Source organism: Erythrobacter sp. JB1-7 (assembly GCF_057365015.1).
Genome location: NZ_CP200291.1, coordinates 1,848,148 through 1,863,398 on the forward strand (window position 1 = coordinate 1,848,148; position 15,251 = coordinate 1,863,398).

Below are 15,251 nucleotides of genomic sequence, written 5' to 3' on the forward strand. Positions count from 1 at the left end.
CAGGTATGCCGCGCCTTCAGGGCTTTCAGCCGCCAGCGTTGCTCATGGGGCGTGAGGCTCCCATTCGTCCATAGCCACGACCCCATATCTCTGGTGACAGGGCGGTCAGGGTTCTTTGCCAGTAGGCTCTATATGCGGCGTCTGGAACATGATTATCTCTATACGCATAACCTCAGAATAACCCTGACCGGCCTGACCAATCTCGTGACCCGACCTAATCAATGCAATCGAAGTCGGGCATCTCGGGTATCGCCGTGCGGTCCACACTAAGCCCTTCCACCACCAGCTTGCGCTCCCCTTCGATGCGCAGCCTCCTGACCATGGAATCCTGGAACTTGCCGGACGAACGGAGGTCACGCCAGAATATGTTGTCCGAGACACGGGGTCGACCGTGGCCGATGCAGTACCGTTCGTATGCCGCGTATACGTTTTCCTTGGGCGTCTTCGCGTCCGCCTGCTCCGTGAGACATTCGTTCGCGAAGCCCGCGACCGTGGAGGCGTCCCGCACGATCTCGGCCTGTCGGTCGCGGATTGAGGTCGGGGTCAGGAAACGCCCCCTCTTGGCGAGACGCCTCGCTCCGTCCAGACAACGGTTCAGGACGGCGGAGGCTTCCGGCTTGAGGTCGCGCTCGAACAGATCGGGATCCTCCTGTCCATAGAAGCCGCGGCGCGTTTCCAGTAGGACCATCCGCTTCGCCACTGTTCCGGTCAGGTCAGAAAGAAGGATTGGCTCGTTGGACATGAGCAGCCACTGGGCGCGGAGGTAGCCGACGAAGTCGTCCTTCCACTTTCGTTCAATGGTCTGGATGTCGCCGCCTGACGTCGTGAGCATGATCTCCGTCAGGGCGGAGGTCTGTTCGCCACGGTCGAGCCGGGCGTCGGTGACCATAGCCACCGACTTCCCGATCAGCGACTGCAGCCCGAAGCCCCCCTTGGCGATCTGCCTTATCTTCGGCGATGCCACCGCGCCCATGCCGATCAGCTCGACAAGCATCCGGCCTATGGTTCCCTTGCCGGACCTCGTCGGGCCGAAAAGCTGGAAGACCTTCTGGTACTTGTGCTGTCCGGTCAGGATCGCTCCAAGCACCTCGTGCAGCAGATCGATCTGCTCGCTGTCACCGTCGAAGATCTCATCGAGGAACATGTCCCAGCTGAACGGGTCCGGCGCGAAAGGATCGAATTCCACCGCTGCGCAGTTGGTGGTGACCAGCCTTCGCGTCGGCGGCAATAACTCTCCGGTCTGCCAGTTCAGCAGTCCGTTCGAGACGGGAAGCAGGCTTGCCGGGTGGGGGACATCATCGCCATCCACATCGTCAGCGGGAAGCCAGAACGGCAGCTCTTCCGCGTCCTCGACCAAGCAGAGGTGGATCATGGCCTCGCGCACGTTGGCCGACAGCTTCGTGTCCATATAGAAGGTCGCCGGTTCGCCCTTCTTGTCTGTGCACGACCTTGCGTCCAGAGTGTTGTAGATCGTCGCGGTGAGGGCTTTCTGGTCGATCTCGACGTAGTGGCGCTTCGATGGGCGGTACTCCATCCACATGCCCAAGGCGTAGACGAGCGGTCTTGCCTTGAGCACCTCTGCCGCGAGGTGGCTCGGCGCTAGGTTGGTCAGCGGTTCGCGTTCGTCGAGGGCCATCACTGCGCTCCCTCAAACTCGTCGGCTGGCACCAGGCGCGGCCGCCGGTCGATCAGGTGGGCCGCGCGGTGCAGCTTGAGGTAGTGGATCAGCGTGCCGACGCCGGCGCGCCTGCCGTCGTAGTCGCCCAGCGTGTCCCACCTATAGCGAACCAGATCGTCTTCGGCGGAGTAGAGCGGGTCACCGGCTGACCACTCGACGAACTCCTCGCGGGCGAGGCCACCCGACGCGTGATGCATGGCGCACATGAGCGCGAACCATTCGTCGTGGTCAGCGAAGTCCTCGACGGGCAGGCGGGCGAGCAACGTCTCTATCTCTTCGGGCTCGAACTCCGGCTCGGTGGTCCGCTGCGGCGGCAGGTCCGGCATGCGCAACGCGCGGAGCAGCGACGATGGCGCGCACGGCGCGCAGGGCCACATGGTCTCCACAGGGTCGGTCGCCCAACGGTACTTCGGGCCGTCAGGGTGCCTGGAGCCGGGCGCGACCACGAAGCGGCCCACCGACAGGAAGTCGATGCCGGGGTAGTCGCTCAGACCCTTGCGGATGCGCGCGGGCTCCCTCGGCTTGCTGAGGTAGACGTGCACGCCGCCGCTGCCCGTGCGGACCACCGGGCTGTTGCTGAGGTCTATGCCGTGGTCCGAGCAGAGCCGCCGCAACGGGTTGCCCTTGCTGTTCAGTGTCTGACCGTCGGGGAAGTTTCTGGGGTCCACGTCCACGATCAGGTCGGTGGCTCGCAGTCGAACCCCGATGTTCAGGCCGTGACCGCGGCAGGTGGCCGCCACGTCGAGGCCGTCCGGGTAGCGCTTGGTGGTCCACTCCCTGTCGATCGGCTGCTTGCCGGTCCGCACTGAACGGTCCGCGCGCCAGAGCCTGCCATCGTGCTCCCAGTGGTCGGTGCGCTTGGGATCGGCAGCCAGCGCCTCGTCGAACTCCTCCTGACTCACCCTGACGGTGCGGACTGCATCCCACCTGCGGAGCGGAATGAGGCAGTGGCCGTCTTCGATGAGCGGGTGCAGCGGTTCGTTGGGCACCGCGTGCCTCGCCGGGCTCATGGCCGCGCTCCGGGGTGTGAGCTCCGGGAGTCGAGCCAGTCCAGTACCTCGTTCAGGCTGTAGACTATCCGGTGATCGACCCTGTGGAACGGCGGGCCGAACCGCCTCCCGCGGGTCGAGCGGTAGTCGCGCAGCGTCGCCACGCTCAGCCCGCTCATCTCGGCCACCTCGGCGGCGGTCAGGCGCCGGTCGCCATCCTGCAACGCTGGCATCTCGGCCAGTCCGGTTGCGGCAGTGTTCTTCTCAGACATTCCTTCGTTTCTCCTTCAACTCGGTGCGAAGTTTTGTCGTGTCATGGTCTGGCCCGTCGCGTCGGTAGGTCGCGGCGGGCCAACTCGTTTCTCAAGACTGATCGTAGCCTTCGACATCGAAGAAGAATGCCAGCGCTTACCGCCCCTTGGCTATAAACGTTTCGACCCCGCCGCGTCGGACAGAATTCCATTGTTTCAGTGGGTTATCGATTCGACATGCGCGCGGATCGCGCGGATTCGCGGGAAACGACCTAGTCGAGCGAATCGGAGCGGTGCTGGTCCATGAAGGTTCTGAGGTCATTCAGCGAGTACAGCACACGTCGTCCGACACGGTGAACCGCCGGGCCGGTCGCTTCCATACGCCACCTGTCGAGCGACTGACGGCTGACGCCGATGAAGTCGGCCGCCTCGTCGATGTTCAGGTACTCGCGTGGTGCTGGGCTTGCACGGTTCGAGAGTAGGCCTTCGATGCGCTCCAACCGGTAGATGATCTGTTCCACGCTCAAACTCCTCACCAATTCGCTCATGGCGGCATCATGGAGGGTAATAGCGGTGCCGCTGACCATTATTCGGTCTGATCTGGAGCCGAAGACCTGGGAATCCGCGCGGGCAATTCTTGGGGGACGGAGCGGTGCTTACTTTGCTGAGTATGCAAGTTCGGACGCCTTAGCTCCTGCAAAGACCTCGCCAGCTTTGAACCACTTTCGGGTTCGCACATGCGACTTGATATAGACCTGACGGAATCGTTCGTTCGCAGTTGCTTTGCCCTGCCCGCTTGACGCCAGGAGATCCGAAACAACCTGTGCTGCGACACGTCCTAACCTAACCGGCACTGCATTGCCGATCTGCTTGTACTTTTCCGATGTCTTGCCGCAGAATACCCAGTTGTCAGGGAACTCCTGAACTCGTGCATACTCTCTGACTGAAAGCACGCGCACCTGTTCTGGATGACACAGCGATGTGCTTGCGTGGTTCGGCATGGTCACCAGAGTTGGGCACGGAAAGTCCCAGCTTAGCCGCCTCCACCAGCCAGAGCGCCCCCCTTTGCATACCAAGCCCGGCCCATACCTTCTTTTTGCTTCTCTTCTGGCAAAGTGCGCCAATTACCACCCTCGGGGACAAGCGACAAAAAGCTCTTCTTCCGTTTACTAAAATCCATCAGCTCGAGATCGTTCTCGCGCAGGTCGCCAATGGCATCGCGCAAAGTCGCCCATGGCTTGAGTGCTTCCCGCTTCTCAAAGAACATGTTCGATTGCGGTTCTTGCTTTTCAACGCCGTGGGTAGGCTCGGGAAATTCGGCCTCAACACCCATGCTATTTCCGATGAACACGACTCGCTCGCGTATCTGCGGCGCGCCGTAATTGGCCGAGTTCACCTCAAACGCGTCAACGTGATACCGCCCATCCGTGCGCTCCCACAAGTCATCGACGAACGTGCGGACAACTGATCCCGGCTGCTCATCATCTGAGAGCTCTGGGCCACCTTTTTCCGGCCTTTCTGCGATCGGCCTGTGCTGTAAGGCGGCGGACATAAGGCCGCGCACATTTTCCATTACGAACATCTTGGGACGCAGCGCATCTACAAAGTCGAGATAGCGCCAAAGCAACGTCCCGCGCTCATCTTGAACAGATTGCCGCCTTCCGGCGGTGCTGAATGACTGGCACGGAGGTCCGCCGATCAGGACGTCAAGTTTACCCGGTTTGATGCCGAGGTCCGCCATCAACTCGTCTGGTGGCAAGTCGAACAGATCGCGGCAATAGACCTTTGGGTCGCCGGCGAAGTTTCCAGCCTCCGCGTTCGCTTTGATCGTTTCGCAGGCGGCCTTTTCAATCTCGACACAAGCGAGTATCTCGAAGTCGCCCTGCAGTTCGAAACCCAAATCCATGCCGAGTGCGCCCGAAAACAGTGAAACGACGGACTTTTTCTAGACTTCGGCAACTGGGTATGCCTCCTTAGGCGCATTATTGTTCACCTTATGGGCTTACCGCATTGCCGCCTGCAACTAAACGCTTCGATTTCTCCACGCTCAATCGGCCGGTTTTGCTGACTCGCGCCGAAGTACAGGAGTTTCTCACAAATGCGACCGCACCGGATCAGGCAGACCGAATTGCAAGGGTGGGTGAGCTAGAAACCGCTCTCGAAGATCGAATGCGCCTTATTAACGCTCGTTCGCCAGCGATTGATGGAAAGTCGACTAACCCGTTCGTCCTCGCAGCTTATGCGCACCTCTTCGACGTTCAGCACCTCAAACAGGTGGATGACATTGTCGCCGCGGCGAAGGTCTTTTCGAGTATCGAGACCGCGGCCGGTCGCGTGGTCGAAGACGTAATACCACCTTTCTACGGGTGGGAGCAGATCGATTCTCCTGGTCACACGGTCCTATCGGAGATTGATAGCGCGCGCGTCGCAGGGGGAACTGCCGAGCTCGTGGCTCTGAAGAGCGGCCCCATGTGCATCAATGACTCGATGGTGTCTCAAATCGCCAACGCGATTTCTACCCATTGGCTGGCCTGGGCCGATCACTGGGGGGTCGACAATATCCGCTACATAGTCGGCATGAATTACTCGACTGGGAAAAACAGTAACAAGAAGGATTGGCACATCGTGCGCCTTGCAGAGGAGCGCGCGCGCGTCGACGGCCTCGTGGTTACATCGCCAGGAGTGGAGACTGCTTGTAACAGGCCACGCGCCGTCCCCTTCTTCGAAGGCAATCAGAATGGGAAAACGTTGCGCGTCGAAGTCCAGCAAGGGCGCGCGCTTTGGGCGCATATTGGCGGCTCGCCAGATGCGTTTCTTGAGATCTGCTGGGCGATGGCAAAGTGCATGGACGCGCTGGCCGTGCCCCCCGGCAGTAACTTCACGACGGGTGAGCTTGCCAAGATTGTTGAATTCGCAAATCAAATTGATGTGCCTGCAGTTTCGAATGCCGAGAAGCAGTGGCTCGTTATGTTCGCTCGCCACTTTGTTGATCAGATGTCTCCGGTTTAGAAGTTGATTTATTCGACACAATAATCGAACGCTTAGTATGCGATAGATTTAGCTTTTCATTTGGGGGATCGATGTGAACGAATTGACCGAGGAAGATGAGATCATTGCTCTAAATTATCTGGCACGTCAGATTTTAGATAATCCGGAAGTCTACGCAATAGATAGCGATGAGGACGAAAATGGAACCTTGTTTATTGTTCGAAGCACAAGTGCACTGAACGACACTCAAGACGAAGTTACGATCGAAGTTGACGGAAGGTTTGTTCCCATCCGGCTTGTCTACGAGGTGGGCGACGGGATTCGGACTTATGAATTTGACTTGGAGAAAGACAAAGAGCTTGATGGAGAAGAGCTGATGTTCCAGCCAGGCGGACAGAGGATTAGCAGGCGCGGCGCTAGCACATATGGGACACTAGGAATGTCGTTTGCATCTTTTGAGATGGAAGCAAGAGGCAAAAAGTGCAAAGGGAAGAATGTGATCCTGTCTAACAATCATGTCATCGCAGACAATAATGCTGCTCCGATTGGTACAGACATATTACTTCAAGATCGAAGCACTGGACAATGGAAGCATTTCGCCGATCTAAAGTGCTTCATGAAGGTCAAAACCCGTGATTCTCATGACTTCGCAATTGCAACACTACGAAATCCGGAGCCAAGCACTTATTGGACCCTTGTTGGCTTGCCAAAGACGAAGTCCATTGCGACTGCAAAGAAAAATACCACCGTGAGAAAGTCAGGCGCTCGGACTGGGGTGACAAAGGGGACGGTTAAAAAGAGGTCAGTGATTTCGGTAGCTGGCGGTTCCTTCGGATGCATGCGAGTTGTGGGCAAACCTTTTGCTCTTCCCGGTGATTCAGGTTCTGCCGTCGTTAGGAAGCAAGCAATCGTTGGATTGGTCTTTGCAGGTGACAAAAAATACAGACCCGGCAAATCTCACAACTCATACATTCAGACTTGGGACAACTTTTTGACTTCAGGTGTTTCGGACTTTTCATCAATAGAGATTGTTGCCGAGTGACCCTGACGGTATGCATTGCTTTCCTTTTTTAACTTGGATTGTATCCTCTGTATGAGGCCAAACGTTCGCACACTTGCTCCTGGCACTCGCGAAGGTGGCCGGTTAGGTGGGCGCGGGTCACGTAGTTGAACGAGACATGCGTGTTTGCGTGGTCCATCAGCATCGTGACCGACTGGAAGTCGATGCCAGCCTCTAGCGCGTGGGTGCGGTATGTATGGCGCATCTGGTGCGGCGCGTATGGGAACTCCTTGGTCCGCGCCATCCGTTCAATGTAGCCTGACCTTGAGGTTGAAGACGGGAATATCTGCGGGCTCTCCAGCGGCGCGGTCAGCTCCTTCACCTCACTGAGCTCCTGAATGACCAGTCGGGGCAGGGGCACATGGAAGCTGCGCCCCGACTTCGCCTTGGGCACAAACAGAACCCCGTCCGCCTCCAGGTGCTCCCACCGCGCCGAACGCGCGTTGGTCGACCGTAACCCCGTCGTAAGCATCAGCAGCCAGCAAGTGCGCCGGACTCTGTCCTCCATGGTGTCTAGCCTTCGCCACAATAGCGGCATCTCCTGCGGCCCGACCGCCCAGTCGCGCGGCTCCTCCTTGTTCATGCGAACGCCACGCGAGACGGGGTTGGGGTCGAGGTCGTGGGTCCGTGCCACGTCATTCAGTAGCAGCTTGAGCACCCGCATGGCGCCGTTGGCACCGTACGGTCCAGCCTTCCGCGTGATCTTCTCGTGGAGCGTGCGGACCGTCTCGCGGTCGATGCGGTCGACGGGCAGCTTGCGCAGCGGCGCCAGCGGAACTTCGACCTTCTTGCGGTACCATCTCACGGTCTCGGCGCTGAGGTCCGGCCTGCCCGCCAGGTATCGCTCCATCGCCTGCTCGATGGTCGGCACATTGACCTTCGGACGCCTCGGGTCCTCGCCGCGCCGCAGCGCCAGCCTGAGCTCCGCCGAACGCTCCCTGGCCGTCCTGAGCGACACCTCGTCGGTCCTGCCGATGGTCACGGTGACGTACCGGTCGGTGCCGTCGTTGATCCTGCCGACGTGCTTGTACGAGGTGCCCGTCTTGCCGACGACGAGCCTGAGGCCCTTCGCCTCGCTGTCGTAGACCTGCGTGCCCGGCTGGCACTCGTCGTCGAGCCGCGAAACCGCGGCCTGGGTAAGTCTGGTGGTCATCTGCCTCATCCTTCTGGACCCAATCTCAGGCCCGGTTTCGATGATGCCCCAGTAGGTCTGGGGGCGTCGGATGAGGTGATGATGTCGTGTTCTCCTGACTGCGCGGACCCTGATTAGGCGGCAATAGGTCGCCAGATATGGCTCGCCGAGCTACTTAAAATCCCCTGATCCTATAGATCGTGCGGGTTCGAGTCCCGCCACCCGCACCACCACCTTTCGCGCGGCCTCGTTGAATTACTTAGACCGATCTTATTCGTGATTTAACCCCGTTTTGGCAATTGTCTGGCCAGAGATAGGCGCTGGCGCTCTTCGCGTTCGAGGGGCAAATGGAGCGCGGTTAGGCGAGACATATGGATCATCCAGCAAGCCTTCCAAAGGCCAATCCCGATGCCAGCACACAGGCCCTTAAGCCCATCGTTGCGGGGACCGATGACGCGGCTGGCTCGCCGAACGATGTCGGTCCCACCAGGCGAAGTGCTCCACGGGTCACCATGCTGATCCGGTCGGCCAAACTTATCACCAAACAGGGCGAATTTGTCTGCGTCGTGCGCGATGTGTCTCAAACGGGCATCCGCGTGCGGTTGTTTCATCGTCCGCCTGACGAAGCGCAAATGTGCCTCGAAATGCCGAGCGGCAATTCCTACGAACTTACGACCGTGCGCCGATCAGATAATGAGGCCGCGTTCGAATTTGCCGAGCCCATTGATGTTGAGCAGCTCATTGTGGAGGCGAGCGATTATCCCAAGCGGGCACCGCGCTTTGGAATTTTCATGCCCATCGCGGTTTCGGCGGGCAGCGAAGTTTGGGAAGGGGTCGTCGAAAATATATCCCAACAGGGCGCGCGGTTCGAATGCGAAGGGCTGTTCGCTATCAATCAGACGGTTACGCTCGCTGGCGGCGAAGGGGCCGAGGCGCTGAACACCATTCAGGCTAAAGTGCGGTGGCGGCGGGATAACTTGTATGGGGTTGTGTTCGACAACACATTTACGCTCGCTGATTTCGCATTGCTGTGCGCGCGTGTGCAATCGCCGATCTTAATCGCCAGCTGATCGTTCTGACGCGAGAAAAATTGCCGGCTTTAGTCCGGAATTTACATTTCGCTAACCATTTTCCTTCACTCCCGATGTCGACGTGGCTCGCTATCTGTGGCGGGCTGAGCGCTTCAAACGGGGGCTACCATGACGCAGCACTTTGCTGGTTCGAAAACGCAAATACACGATGGCATCCTTGATGTCGATGTCGCCATTATCGGTGCAGGGCCTGCTGGCCTGACTGCAGGATACTTGCTGACTAAGCAGGGCAAGACCGTCGCGATCATCGAAAAAGATGAAACCTATGTCGGCGGGATCAGCCGCACGGTTGAACACAAGGGCTATCGCTTCGATATTGGCGGGCACCGGTTCTTTTCAAAGTCCCAGCAGGTTGTGGACTTGTGGAATGAAATTCTGCCTGATGATTTCATCCAGCGCCCGCGCATGAGCCGCATCTATTATGAGGGCAAATTCTACAGCTACCCGCTGCGTGCGTTCGAAGCATTGTGGAATCTGGGGATTTTTCGTTCTACCGTCTGCATGGCGAGTTACCTCAAATACAAGCTATTCCCGATCAAGGACGTGAAAAGCTTTGAAGACTGGACCACCAACCAGTTCGGCAAGAAACTCTATTCGATCTTTTTCAAGACCTACACTGAGAAGGTGTGGGGCATGCCGTGCGATGAAATGAGCGCGGATTGGGCGGCGCAGCGGATCAAAGGTTTGTCGCTTTGGGGCGCTGTGACCGACGGGCTGAAACGCTCGCTTGGCCTCAACAAGAAACCCAATGACGGGCAGGAAGTGAAAACCCTGCTGGAAACCTTCCGCTATCCGCGGCTTGGCCCCGGCATGATGTGGGACGCTGCGCGCGACAAGATCTTGGCCACAGGCAAAGGTCAGGTGCTGATGGGGCACGGGCTCGATCAATTGGCCAGCGATGGCCAGGGCGGCTGGTCGATGACCGCATCGGGCGCCAATGGCAAAGTGCAAATCCGCGCTAAAGACGCGATCAGTTCAGCGCCGATGCGTGAATTGTCCAAACGCATCCACCCGCTGCCGCAATCCTCGCTTGAAGCGAATAAGCTGCGATATCGCGATTTTCTCACCGTTGCTTTGATGGTAAAATCCGAAGATCTGTTCCCCGATAACTGGATTTATATCCATGACGACCGGGTGCAGGTTGGCCGCGTGCAAAACTTCCGCAGCTGGTCACCGGAAATGATCCCGGATGATGAAATGGCGTGCGTGGGGCTGGAATATTTCTGTTTTGAAGGGGACGGGCTGTGGTCTTCCTCTGACGAAGACCTGATCGCGCAAGCCACCAAAGAAATGGAAATCCTGGGTCTGTGCGAACCCAAAATGGTCGTTAGCGGCGCGGTTGTCCGTCAGGAAAAAGCCTATCCTGTCTATGACGATGATTACGAAGCCAATGTGCAATCGATGCGCAGCGAACTCGAAGAGAAACACCCCAGCCTGCATCTGGTCGGCCGCAATGGCATGCACCGCTATAACAATCAGGATCACGCCATGATGACGGCGATGCTAACGGTTGAGAACATCCTTGTCGGCAACCGTGTCTATGACACGTGGTGCGTCAATGAAGATGCTGAATATCACGAAGCGGGCGATGAAGGCGAAGAGACCAAGATCGCTGACCGCGGCGTTGCTGAAAAGGCACCCTCCAAGCCTTTGACCGACGATCAGGTTGCAGCGCTTACGTCGCTTCGCGGTGTGCCAGAGCGGATCAAGGCTGATGATGACGCCGCCGTACCGCAGCGCAAATCCGCTTAAGCAAGCCGCCTGGAGCTTATCATGAGCGACACTGTGCCTTCTAACCCATCAATCCCTGCAATCATCGCCAAACTGCGCGATGTGCAATTGGCGCGGTATCTGCTCGCCAGTGTTGGGGCACTGTGCGTCGATGTGGGATCGTTCCTTGGCTTTATGGCCCTGGGCATTGCCGCAGCGCCTGCATCGGCCTTGGGCTATTCGCTGGGTATCCTTGCGCATTGGCTGTTATCCAGCCGCACCGTGTTTCAGGATACGGTCGCAAGCCACGGCACAGCCCGCACACGGCAAAAGGCACTGTTTGTCATTTCTGCTTTGGTTGGGCTTGGCCTCACCACTGCGATTGTGGGTATCGGCGATTGGTCGGGCGGTGATCCGCGCCTTGCCAAAGGTCTCGCCATCCTTGTCAGCTTTACCGCGACGTGGCTGCTGCGCAGCCGCATCGTTTTCCGCGCGCAAGAAAACGCCTGAGCCGGCGGATGAATGACATGTTGATCGAGCGCCGTCTGAAGGCCTTTCCGGCTGAATTTATGATCCGCGTGGCCGCCGGTTGGATGATAATCTCTGCCCTATTAATGGCGGTGCATTTCACCAATATCGTGAACTTTGCCTCGATGGGGCCGGATGATGCCTTGCGCCTTGTCCAAGTGCGCGATTTGCTGGCGGGACAAAGTTGGTTTGACACCGCGCAATACCGGATTGACCCGGCTGGCGGCGGTGTGGGGATGCATTGGTCGCGGCTGGTTGATCTGCCGCTTGTGATTGTCATTGCTGTGCTAACACCGGTGCTAGGCCAATCAGTGGCTGAGAGTGCGGCAGCCGTGCTGGTGCCGCTCATGACTATGGGCATTGCATTGATGCTTGCGATGCGGATTGCTTGGCGTTTGATGGGACAGCAGGCGGCCAATATCACCTGCATAGTGATGGCATTGTCGATCCCTGTGATGTTTCAGCTTGGCCCAATGCGGATTGATCATCACGGCTGGCAGATTGTCTGCATCCTAGGAGCGGTTAACGGCCTGATGGCCCGGTCTGCGCGAGCGGGCGCGGCGGCTATCGGAGTGAGCATGGCTGTGTGGCTGTCGATCTCGATTGAGGGTCTGCCTTTGGCGGCCGCGATATTCGCGGTGCTTGCATGGCGCTGGATTTGCGATCGTAAGGCGCGCATCTGGCTCCAAACTGCTATTCAATCGCTTGCCATATCCAGCCTTGCATTGTTTGCGCTTACCAAAGGCGCATCTGATCTGCGTGTCTATTGCGATGCTATTGGTCCTGCGCATCTGGCGCTGTTTGGTTGGGGTGCGATTGTCTTGACCGTCATGGCTAAGATTGAACCTATTCCGCGCGGCCTTTTGCTTGCAGGCTTTGCAGTGGCTGGCGGCGGTGCTGTGGGCATTATGCTGATGTCTGCACCGCAATGTGTGACTGGCGGTGGGTTTGCTGATCTTGATCCGCTGGTGGCCAAATACTGGCATGCCAAAGTGCACGAAGGCCTGCCGATCTGGCATCAGGACATCCGCGTCGCTGCGCAGTTTGCGATCACGCCGTTGATTGGTCTTTATGCCGCAATCAATCTCACGCGTCAGTCGCGCGATTGGTTGAGCCGTTTCTGGGCGGACTATGCGCTGATTTTGGGCGCCGCGTTTCTTATCTCTATGCTGGTAGCCCGCGCGGGCGCTGTGGCCTGCGTGCTCGCGGCCCCGCCGCTCGCATGGCAAATTCGCGCATGGTTTCGCAAAATCCGGTCCATGGATCGGCCCGCTTACCGCGTGTCTGCCATGGTGGGGGTTGCGTGCGCATTGTTGCCCGTTCTGCCATTGTCAGTCCTGACCAGCGCGGAAAAAGCGCACGCCGCGATGGTTGGCAGCGAACTAAAGCCTAAAAAGCGGATCAAGTCTGAATGCGGTATCAATGACAACGCTCAGCTGTTGAACACAATTGCGCCAACCGAATTGTATGCAGCGCTGGATATCGGACCGCGCATTCTGCTCGACACCCATCACAGCGTTGTTGCCACGGGGCATCACCGCGGCAATGATGCGATGAAATTTGTGATCGAGACGGCCATGGCCTCCCCTGAACAGGCGCGCAAAAACTTGCTTGCTCGCGGGACGACGCATGTGGTGTTCTGCACTGATCTTGGCGAACCCAAGCTTTATCGCAGGGCATCTCCGGATGGATTTGCCGCCAGCTTGATGGGCGATGACGTGCCCGATTGGTTGGAGCCGGTTGATCTGGGCACCGATGGGACACTCAAAGCATGGCGGGTTAAACGCTAAGCTACGGACTTTAAGCGGGGACGAAATCCATCGCTGTGCCGTTGATGCAGTGGCGTTTGCCAGTTGGGCGCGGGCCATCGCCAAAGATATGGCCCAAATGCCCGCCGCAATCCGCGCAATGCACTTCGGTTCGGGCATAGCCGATCTTGTAATCCGTGCTGGTGCCAACTGCGCCTTTGCCGATGGCCTTGTAAAAGCTGGGCCAGCCTGTGCCGCTGTCATATTTGTGCGCAGAGGAATAGAGCGAGTTTTTGCAGCCCGCGCACACAAAAGTGCCTTTGCGTTTTTCCTTGTCGAGTGGTGAGGAATAGGCCCGTTCTGTGCCCGCTTCGCGCAGAATGTAATATTCCGATTTCGTCAGCACGCGCCGCCACTGGGCTTCGGTCTTGGAGACGCGAAATTTGCCTTTCGCCTGCGCAGGGGTGGCGCCGCACGCGCTGAGAAAGGGCAATGCAATGCCAAGGCTGGCGGCCCCTGTAAGGAAGCGGCGACGTTGATCAGAATGCTGCTGTGTGATCGGCATGACTGAGTTCTCTTTTTCGGTGTCTCACCTGTGAATACGCGAAAAATGCCCGAAAAGTTTCACCGCTGGTGCGATCCGCTCAAAACTCGGTGATTTCCACTTCCAGCCTGCGAAAGCCATGAACAAAGTTCGCGCGCACCCGTTCTACATCGCCTGCGACATGCACCCGCATGCGGCGTTTGTGCATTTCTTCCAAAAGGATACGCAGCTGCAATTCGGCCAGCCGTGCGCCAACGCAGCGGTGAATCCCGTAACCAAAAGCGATGTGCCGTTTGGCATTTTCGCGAGTCAAATCGAGTGTGTGCGGATTGGGGAAAATGTCTTCCTCGTGATTGGCCGCAAGATACCACAGCACGACTTTGTCGCCTTTTTTGATGGTCTGGCCGAAAACTTCCGTTTCTTCGGTACAAGTCCGTCTCATATGCGCAAGCGGCGTTTGCACCCGCAGCATTTCCTGCACCGCATTGGGGATGATGTCGGGGTTTTGTTCGAACAATTTTCGCTGATCGGGGAATTTGTCGAGCGCATGGATAAACCCGCTCATGGAATTGCGTGTGGTGTCATTCCCGCCAACGATCAGCAGCACCAGATTGCCGATAAATTCTTCTGGACGCATCTGGTTCATCGCTTCGGAATGGACCATCATGCTGATGAGGTCATTGCCGGGCTCCTTGTCCTGTGTGCGTTCGATCCAGAGCGACTGGAAATAGGCTGCCATTTCGTGGAGAAATTCCCAGCGCAGTTCATCCAGTTCGCGAATGCCTCCGATTTCGGTGTCGCCTGACCAGTCCGACCAGAAAGTGAGCATGCGGCGGTCTTCCCAGGGAAAGCCAAACAGTATGGCGAGCATGCCTGTGGTCAGTTCAATCGAGACTTTATCGACCCAGTCGAACGTTTCTCCGCGCGGCAAACTGTCGAGCGTTTCGCCGGTTCGAGCGCGGATTTCCTCTTCCATATCTTTCATGGCCGAAGGGGTGAATTTGGGAGCCACTGTGCGGCGCTGGCCGGTGTGCTGTGGGCGGTCCATCGCGATAAACATCGGGAGTTCGCGGCGGTCTGTGCCCTCTTTGGCGATCTGTTCATCGCTTAACCGTTCAAGGATGGTGATGCCGCCATATTCCCAGCTGGACGAGAAAATCTCAGGCTGTGCCTCAATATGTTGGATCGCCTTGTGCCCGACGACAGCCCAATAGGGGCCGTAAGGGCTTTCGGGGATGTAATGCAGCGGGCCTGCATCCTGCATCTCTTTGAAGATCGGCTGCCACTTGTCCTCGAAGTAGATATCCGAACGGCTGACATCCCATTTGTGGGGGTGCTGCGGGCGTTCTTCGGGGTGCTTTTCGAAATGCTCTTTTAGCGCTTCGTGTGCCTGCGGCGAATTGCGGACCTTTGGCCGTGCCGGTGCTGCAATGGTTGCCATCATTTTCTCCCGTCTTTGGACTTTCGCGTCCATTTAACGGGGTGCATCCTGCCTCAATTGACACCAATGTCAATACGGGTTGCGATTGGCT

At 57.9% G+C, this 15,251-nt stretch carries 15 protein-coding genes; 6 read left to right on the forward strand and 9 right to left on the reverse strand.

Annotated features, from left to right (window positions below; genetic code table 11):
- Positions 1–214: 214 nt before the first annotated feature.
- The 6 genes from AC0V6W_RS09030 to AC0V6W_RS09055 form a co-directional block, all read right to left on the reverse strand.
- Positions 215–1,636, reverse strand: coding sequence for a DNA primase family protein (locus AC0V6W_RS09030; RefSeq protein WP_486149240.1), 1,422 nt, complete (start codon positions 1,634–1,636; stop codon positions 215–217).
- Complete coding sequence (locus tag AC0V6W_RS09035; RefSeq protein ID WP_486149242.1) at positions 1,636–2,667, reverse strand: bifunctional DNA primase/polymerase; 1,032 nt, start codon at positions 2,665–2,667, stop codon at positions 1,636–1,638. Before AC0V6W_RS09035 ends, AC0V6W_RS09030 begins: the two co-directional genes overlap by 1 nt.
- Positions 2,668–2,684: 17 nt before the next feature.
- On the reverse strand, positions 2,685–2,939 hold the full coding sequence (locus AC0V6W_RS09040; protein ID WP_486149244.1) for a helix-turn-helix transcriptional regulator: 255 nt from the start codon (positions 2,937–2,939) through the stop codon (positions 2,685–2,687).
- A 251-nt stretch (positions 2,940–3,190) separates the two neighbouring features.
- The gene (locus tag AC0V6W_RS09045) at positions 3,191–3,439 is read right to left on the reverse strand and encodes a helix-turn-helix transcriptional regulator (protein WP_486149246.1); all 249 of its coding nucleotides are present in this window, start codon (positions 3,437–3,439) and stop codon (positions 3,191–3,193) included.
- A gap of 135 nt (positions 3,440–3,574) precedes the next feature.
- Positions 3,575–3,919 (reverse strand): DNA cytosine methyltransferase, encoded by a 345-nt coding sequence (locus AC0V6W_RS09050; protein WP_486151526.1) that lies wholly within the window; start codon positions 3,917–3,919, stop codon positions 3,575–3,577.
- 32 nt (positions 3,920–3,951) lie between these two features.
- Positions 3,952–4,845 (reverse strand): DNA cytosine methyltransferase, encoded by an 894-nt coding sequence (locus tag AC0V6W_RS09055; RefSeq protein WP_486151528.1) that lies wholly within the window; start codon positions 4,843–4,845, stop codon positions 3,952–3,954.
- An 83-nt stretch (positions 4,846–4,928) separates the two neighbouring features.
- Here AC0V6W_RS09055 and AC0V6W_RS09060 point away from each other — a divergent pair, with 83 nt between their 5' ends.
- The gene (locus tag AC0V6W_RS09060) at positions 4,929–5,927 is read left to right on the forward strand and encodes a PDDEXK family nuclease (RefSeq protein WP_486149248.1); all 999 of its coding nucleotides are present in this window, start codon (positions 4,929–4,931) and stop codon (positions 5,925–5,927) included.
- A 73-nt stretch (positions 5,928–6,000) separates the two neighbouring features.
- The gene (locus AC0V6W_RS09065) at positions 6,001–6,948 is read left to right on the forward strand and encodes a trypsin-like serine protease (protein ID WP_486149250.1); all 948 of its coding nucleotides are present in this window, start codon (positions 6,001–6,003) and stop codon (positions 6,946–6,948) included.
- A 28-nt stretch (positions 6,949–6,976) separates the two neighbouring features.
- On the opposite strand, the gene AC0V6W_RS09070 is transcribed toward AC0V6W_RS09065, so the two are convergent.
- Positions 6,977–8,119, reverse strand: coding sequence for a tyrosine-type recombinase/integrase (locus AC0V6W_RS09070; protein WP_486149252.1), 1,143 nt, complete (start codon positions 8,117–8,119; stop codon positions 6,977–6,979).
- 350 nt (positions 8,120–8,469) lie between these two features.
- On the opposite strand from AC0V6W_RS09070, the gene AC0V6W_RS09075 reads away from it, so the two are divergent.
- The 4 genes from AC0V6W_RS09075 to AC0V6W_RS09090 all read left to right on the forward strand — a co-directional run bounded on the left by AC0V6W_RS09075 (position 8,470) and on the right by AC0V6W_RS09090 (position 13,217).
- The gene (locus tag AC0V6W_RS09075; protein ID WP_486149254.1) at positions 8,470–9,168 is read left to right on the forward strand and encodes a PilZ domain-containing protein; all 699 of its coding nucleotides are present in this window, start codon (positions 8,470–8,472) and stop codon (positions 9,166–9,168) included.
- Positions 9,169–9,297: 129 nt separating this feature from the next.
- Positions 9,298–10,941, forward strand: coding sequence for an NAD(P)/FAD-dependent oxidoreductase (locus AC0V6W_RS09080; RefSeq protein WP_486149256.1), 1,644 nt, complete (start codon positions 9,298–9,300; stop codon positions 10,939–10,941).
- Between the two features lie 21 nt (positions 10,942–10,962).
- On the forward strand, positions 10,963–11,409 hold the full coding sequence (locus AC0V6W_RS09085; protein ID WP_486149258.1) for a GtrA family protein: 447 nt from the start codon (positions 10,963–10,965) through the stop codon (positions 11,407–11,409).
- 8 nt (positions 11,410–11,417) lie between these two features.
- Complete coding sequence (locus AC0V6W_RS09090) at positions 11,418–13,217, forward strand: hypothetical protein (protein ID WP_486149260.1); 1,800 nt, start codon at positions 11,418–11,420, stop codon at positions 13,215–13,217.
- A 10-nt stretch (positions 13,218–13,227) separates the two neighbouring features.
- Here the strand turns inward: AC0V6W_RS09090 and msrB are convergent, their stop codons facing one another.
- Both msrB and AC0V6W_RS09100 read right to left on the reverse strand, forming a co-directional pair.
- Positions 13,228–13,740, reverse strand: a complete 513-nt coding sequence (gene msrB, locus AC0V6W_RS09095; RefSeq protein ID WP_486149262.1) for a peptide-methionine (R)-S-oxide reductase MsrB — start codon at positions 13,738–13,740, stop codon at positions 13,228–13,230.
- A gap of 79 nt (positions 13,741–13,819) precedes the next feature.
- Positions 13,820–15,160 carry a cytochrome P450 gene (locus AC0V6W_RS09100; protein ID WP_486151530.1) on the reverse strand — a complete coding sequence of 447 codons (1,341 nt, stop codon included), beginning with the start codon at positions 15,158–15,160 and terminating at the stop codon, positions 13,820–13,822.
- Positions 15,161–15,251 lie beyond the last annotated feature (91 nt).

Coding starts and splice junctions, on each gene's coding strand:
- AC0V6W_RS09030 (WP_486149240.1), bottom strand. CDS start 1,636: ATGGCCCTCGACGAACGCGAACCGCTGACCAACCTAGCGCCGAGCCAC.
- AC0V6W_RS09040 (WP_486149244.1), bottom strand. CDS start 2,939: ATGTCTGAGAAGAACACTGCCGCAACCGGACTGGCCGAGATGCCAGCG.
- AC0V6W_RS09050 (WP_486151526.1), bottom strand. CDS start 3,919: ATGCCGAACCACGCAAGCACATCGCTGTGTCATCCAGAACAGGTGCGC.
- AC0V6W_RS09070 (WP_486149252.1), bottom strand. CDS start 8,119: ATGACCACCAGACTTACCCAGGCCGCGGTTTCGCGGCTCGACGACGAG.
- AC0V6W_RS09075 (WP_486149254.1), top strand. CDS start 8,470: ATGGATCATCCAGCAAGCCTTCCAAAGGCCAATCCCGATGCCAGCACA.
- AC0V6W_RS09080 (WP_486149256.1), top strand. CDS start 9,298: ATGACGCAGCACTTTGCTGGTTCGAAAACGCAAATACACGATGGCATC.
- AC0V6W_RS09085 (WP_486149258.1), top strand. CDS start 10,963: ATGAGCGACACTGTGCCTTCTAACCCATCAATCCCTGCAATCATCGCC.
- AC0V6W_RS09090 (WP_486149260.1), top strand. CDS start 11,418: ATGAATGACATGTTGATCGAGCGCCGTCTGAAGGCCTTTCCGGCTGAA.
- msrB (WP_486149262.1), bottom strand. CDS start 13,740: ATGCCGATCACACAGCAGCATTCTGATCAACGTCGCCGCTTCCTTACA.
- AC0V6W_RS09100 (WP_486151530.1), bottom strand. CDS start 15,160: ATGGCAACCATTGCAGCACCGGCACGGCCAAAGGTCCGCAATTCGCCG.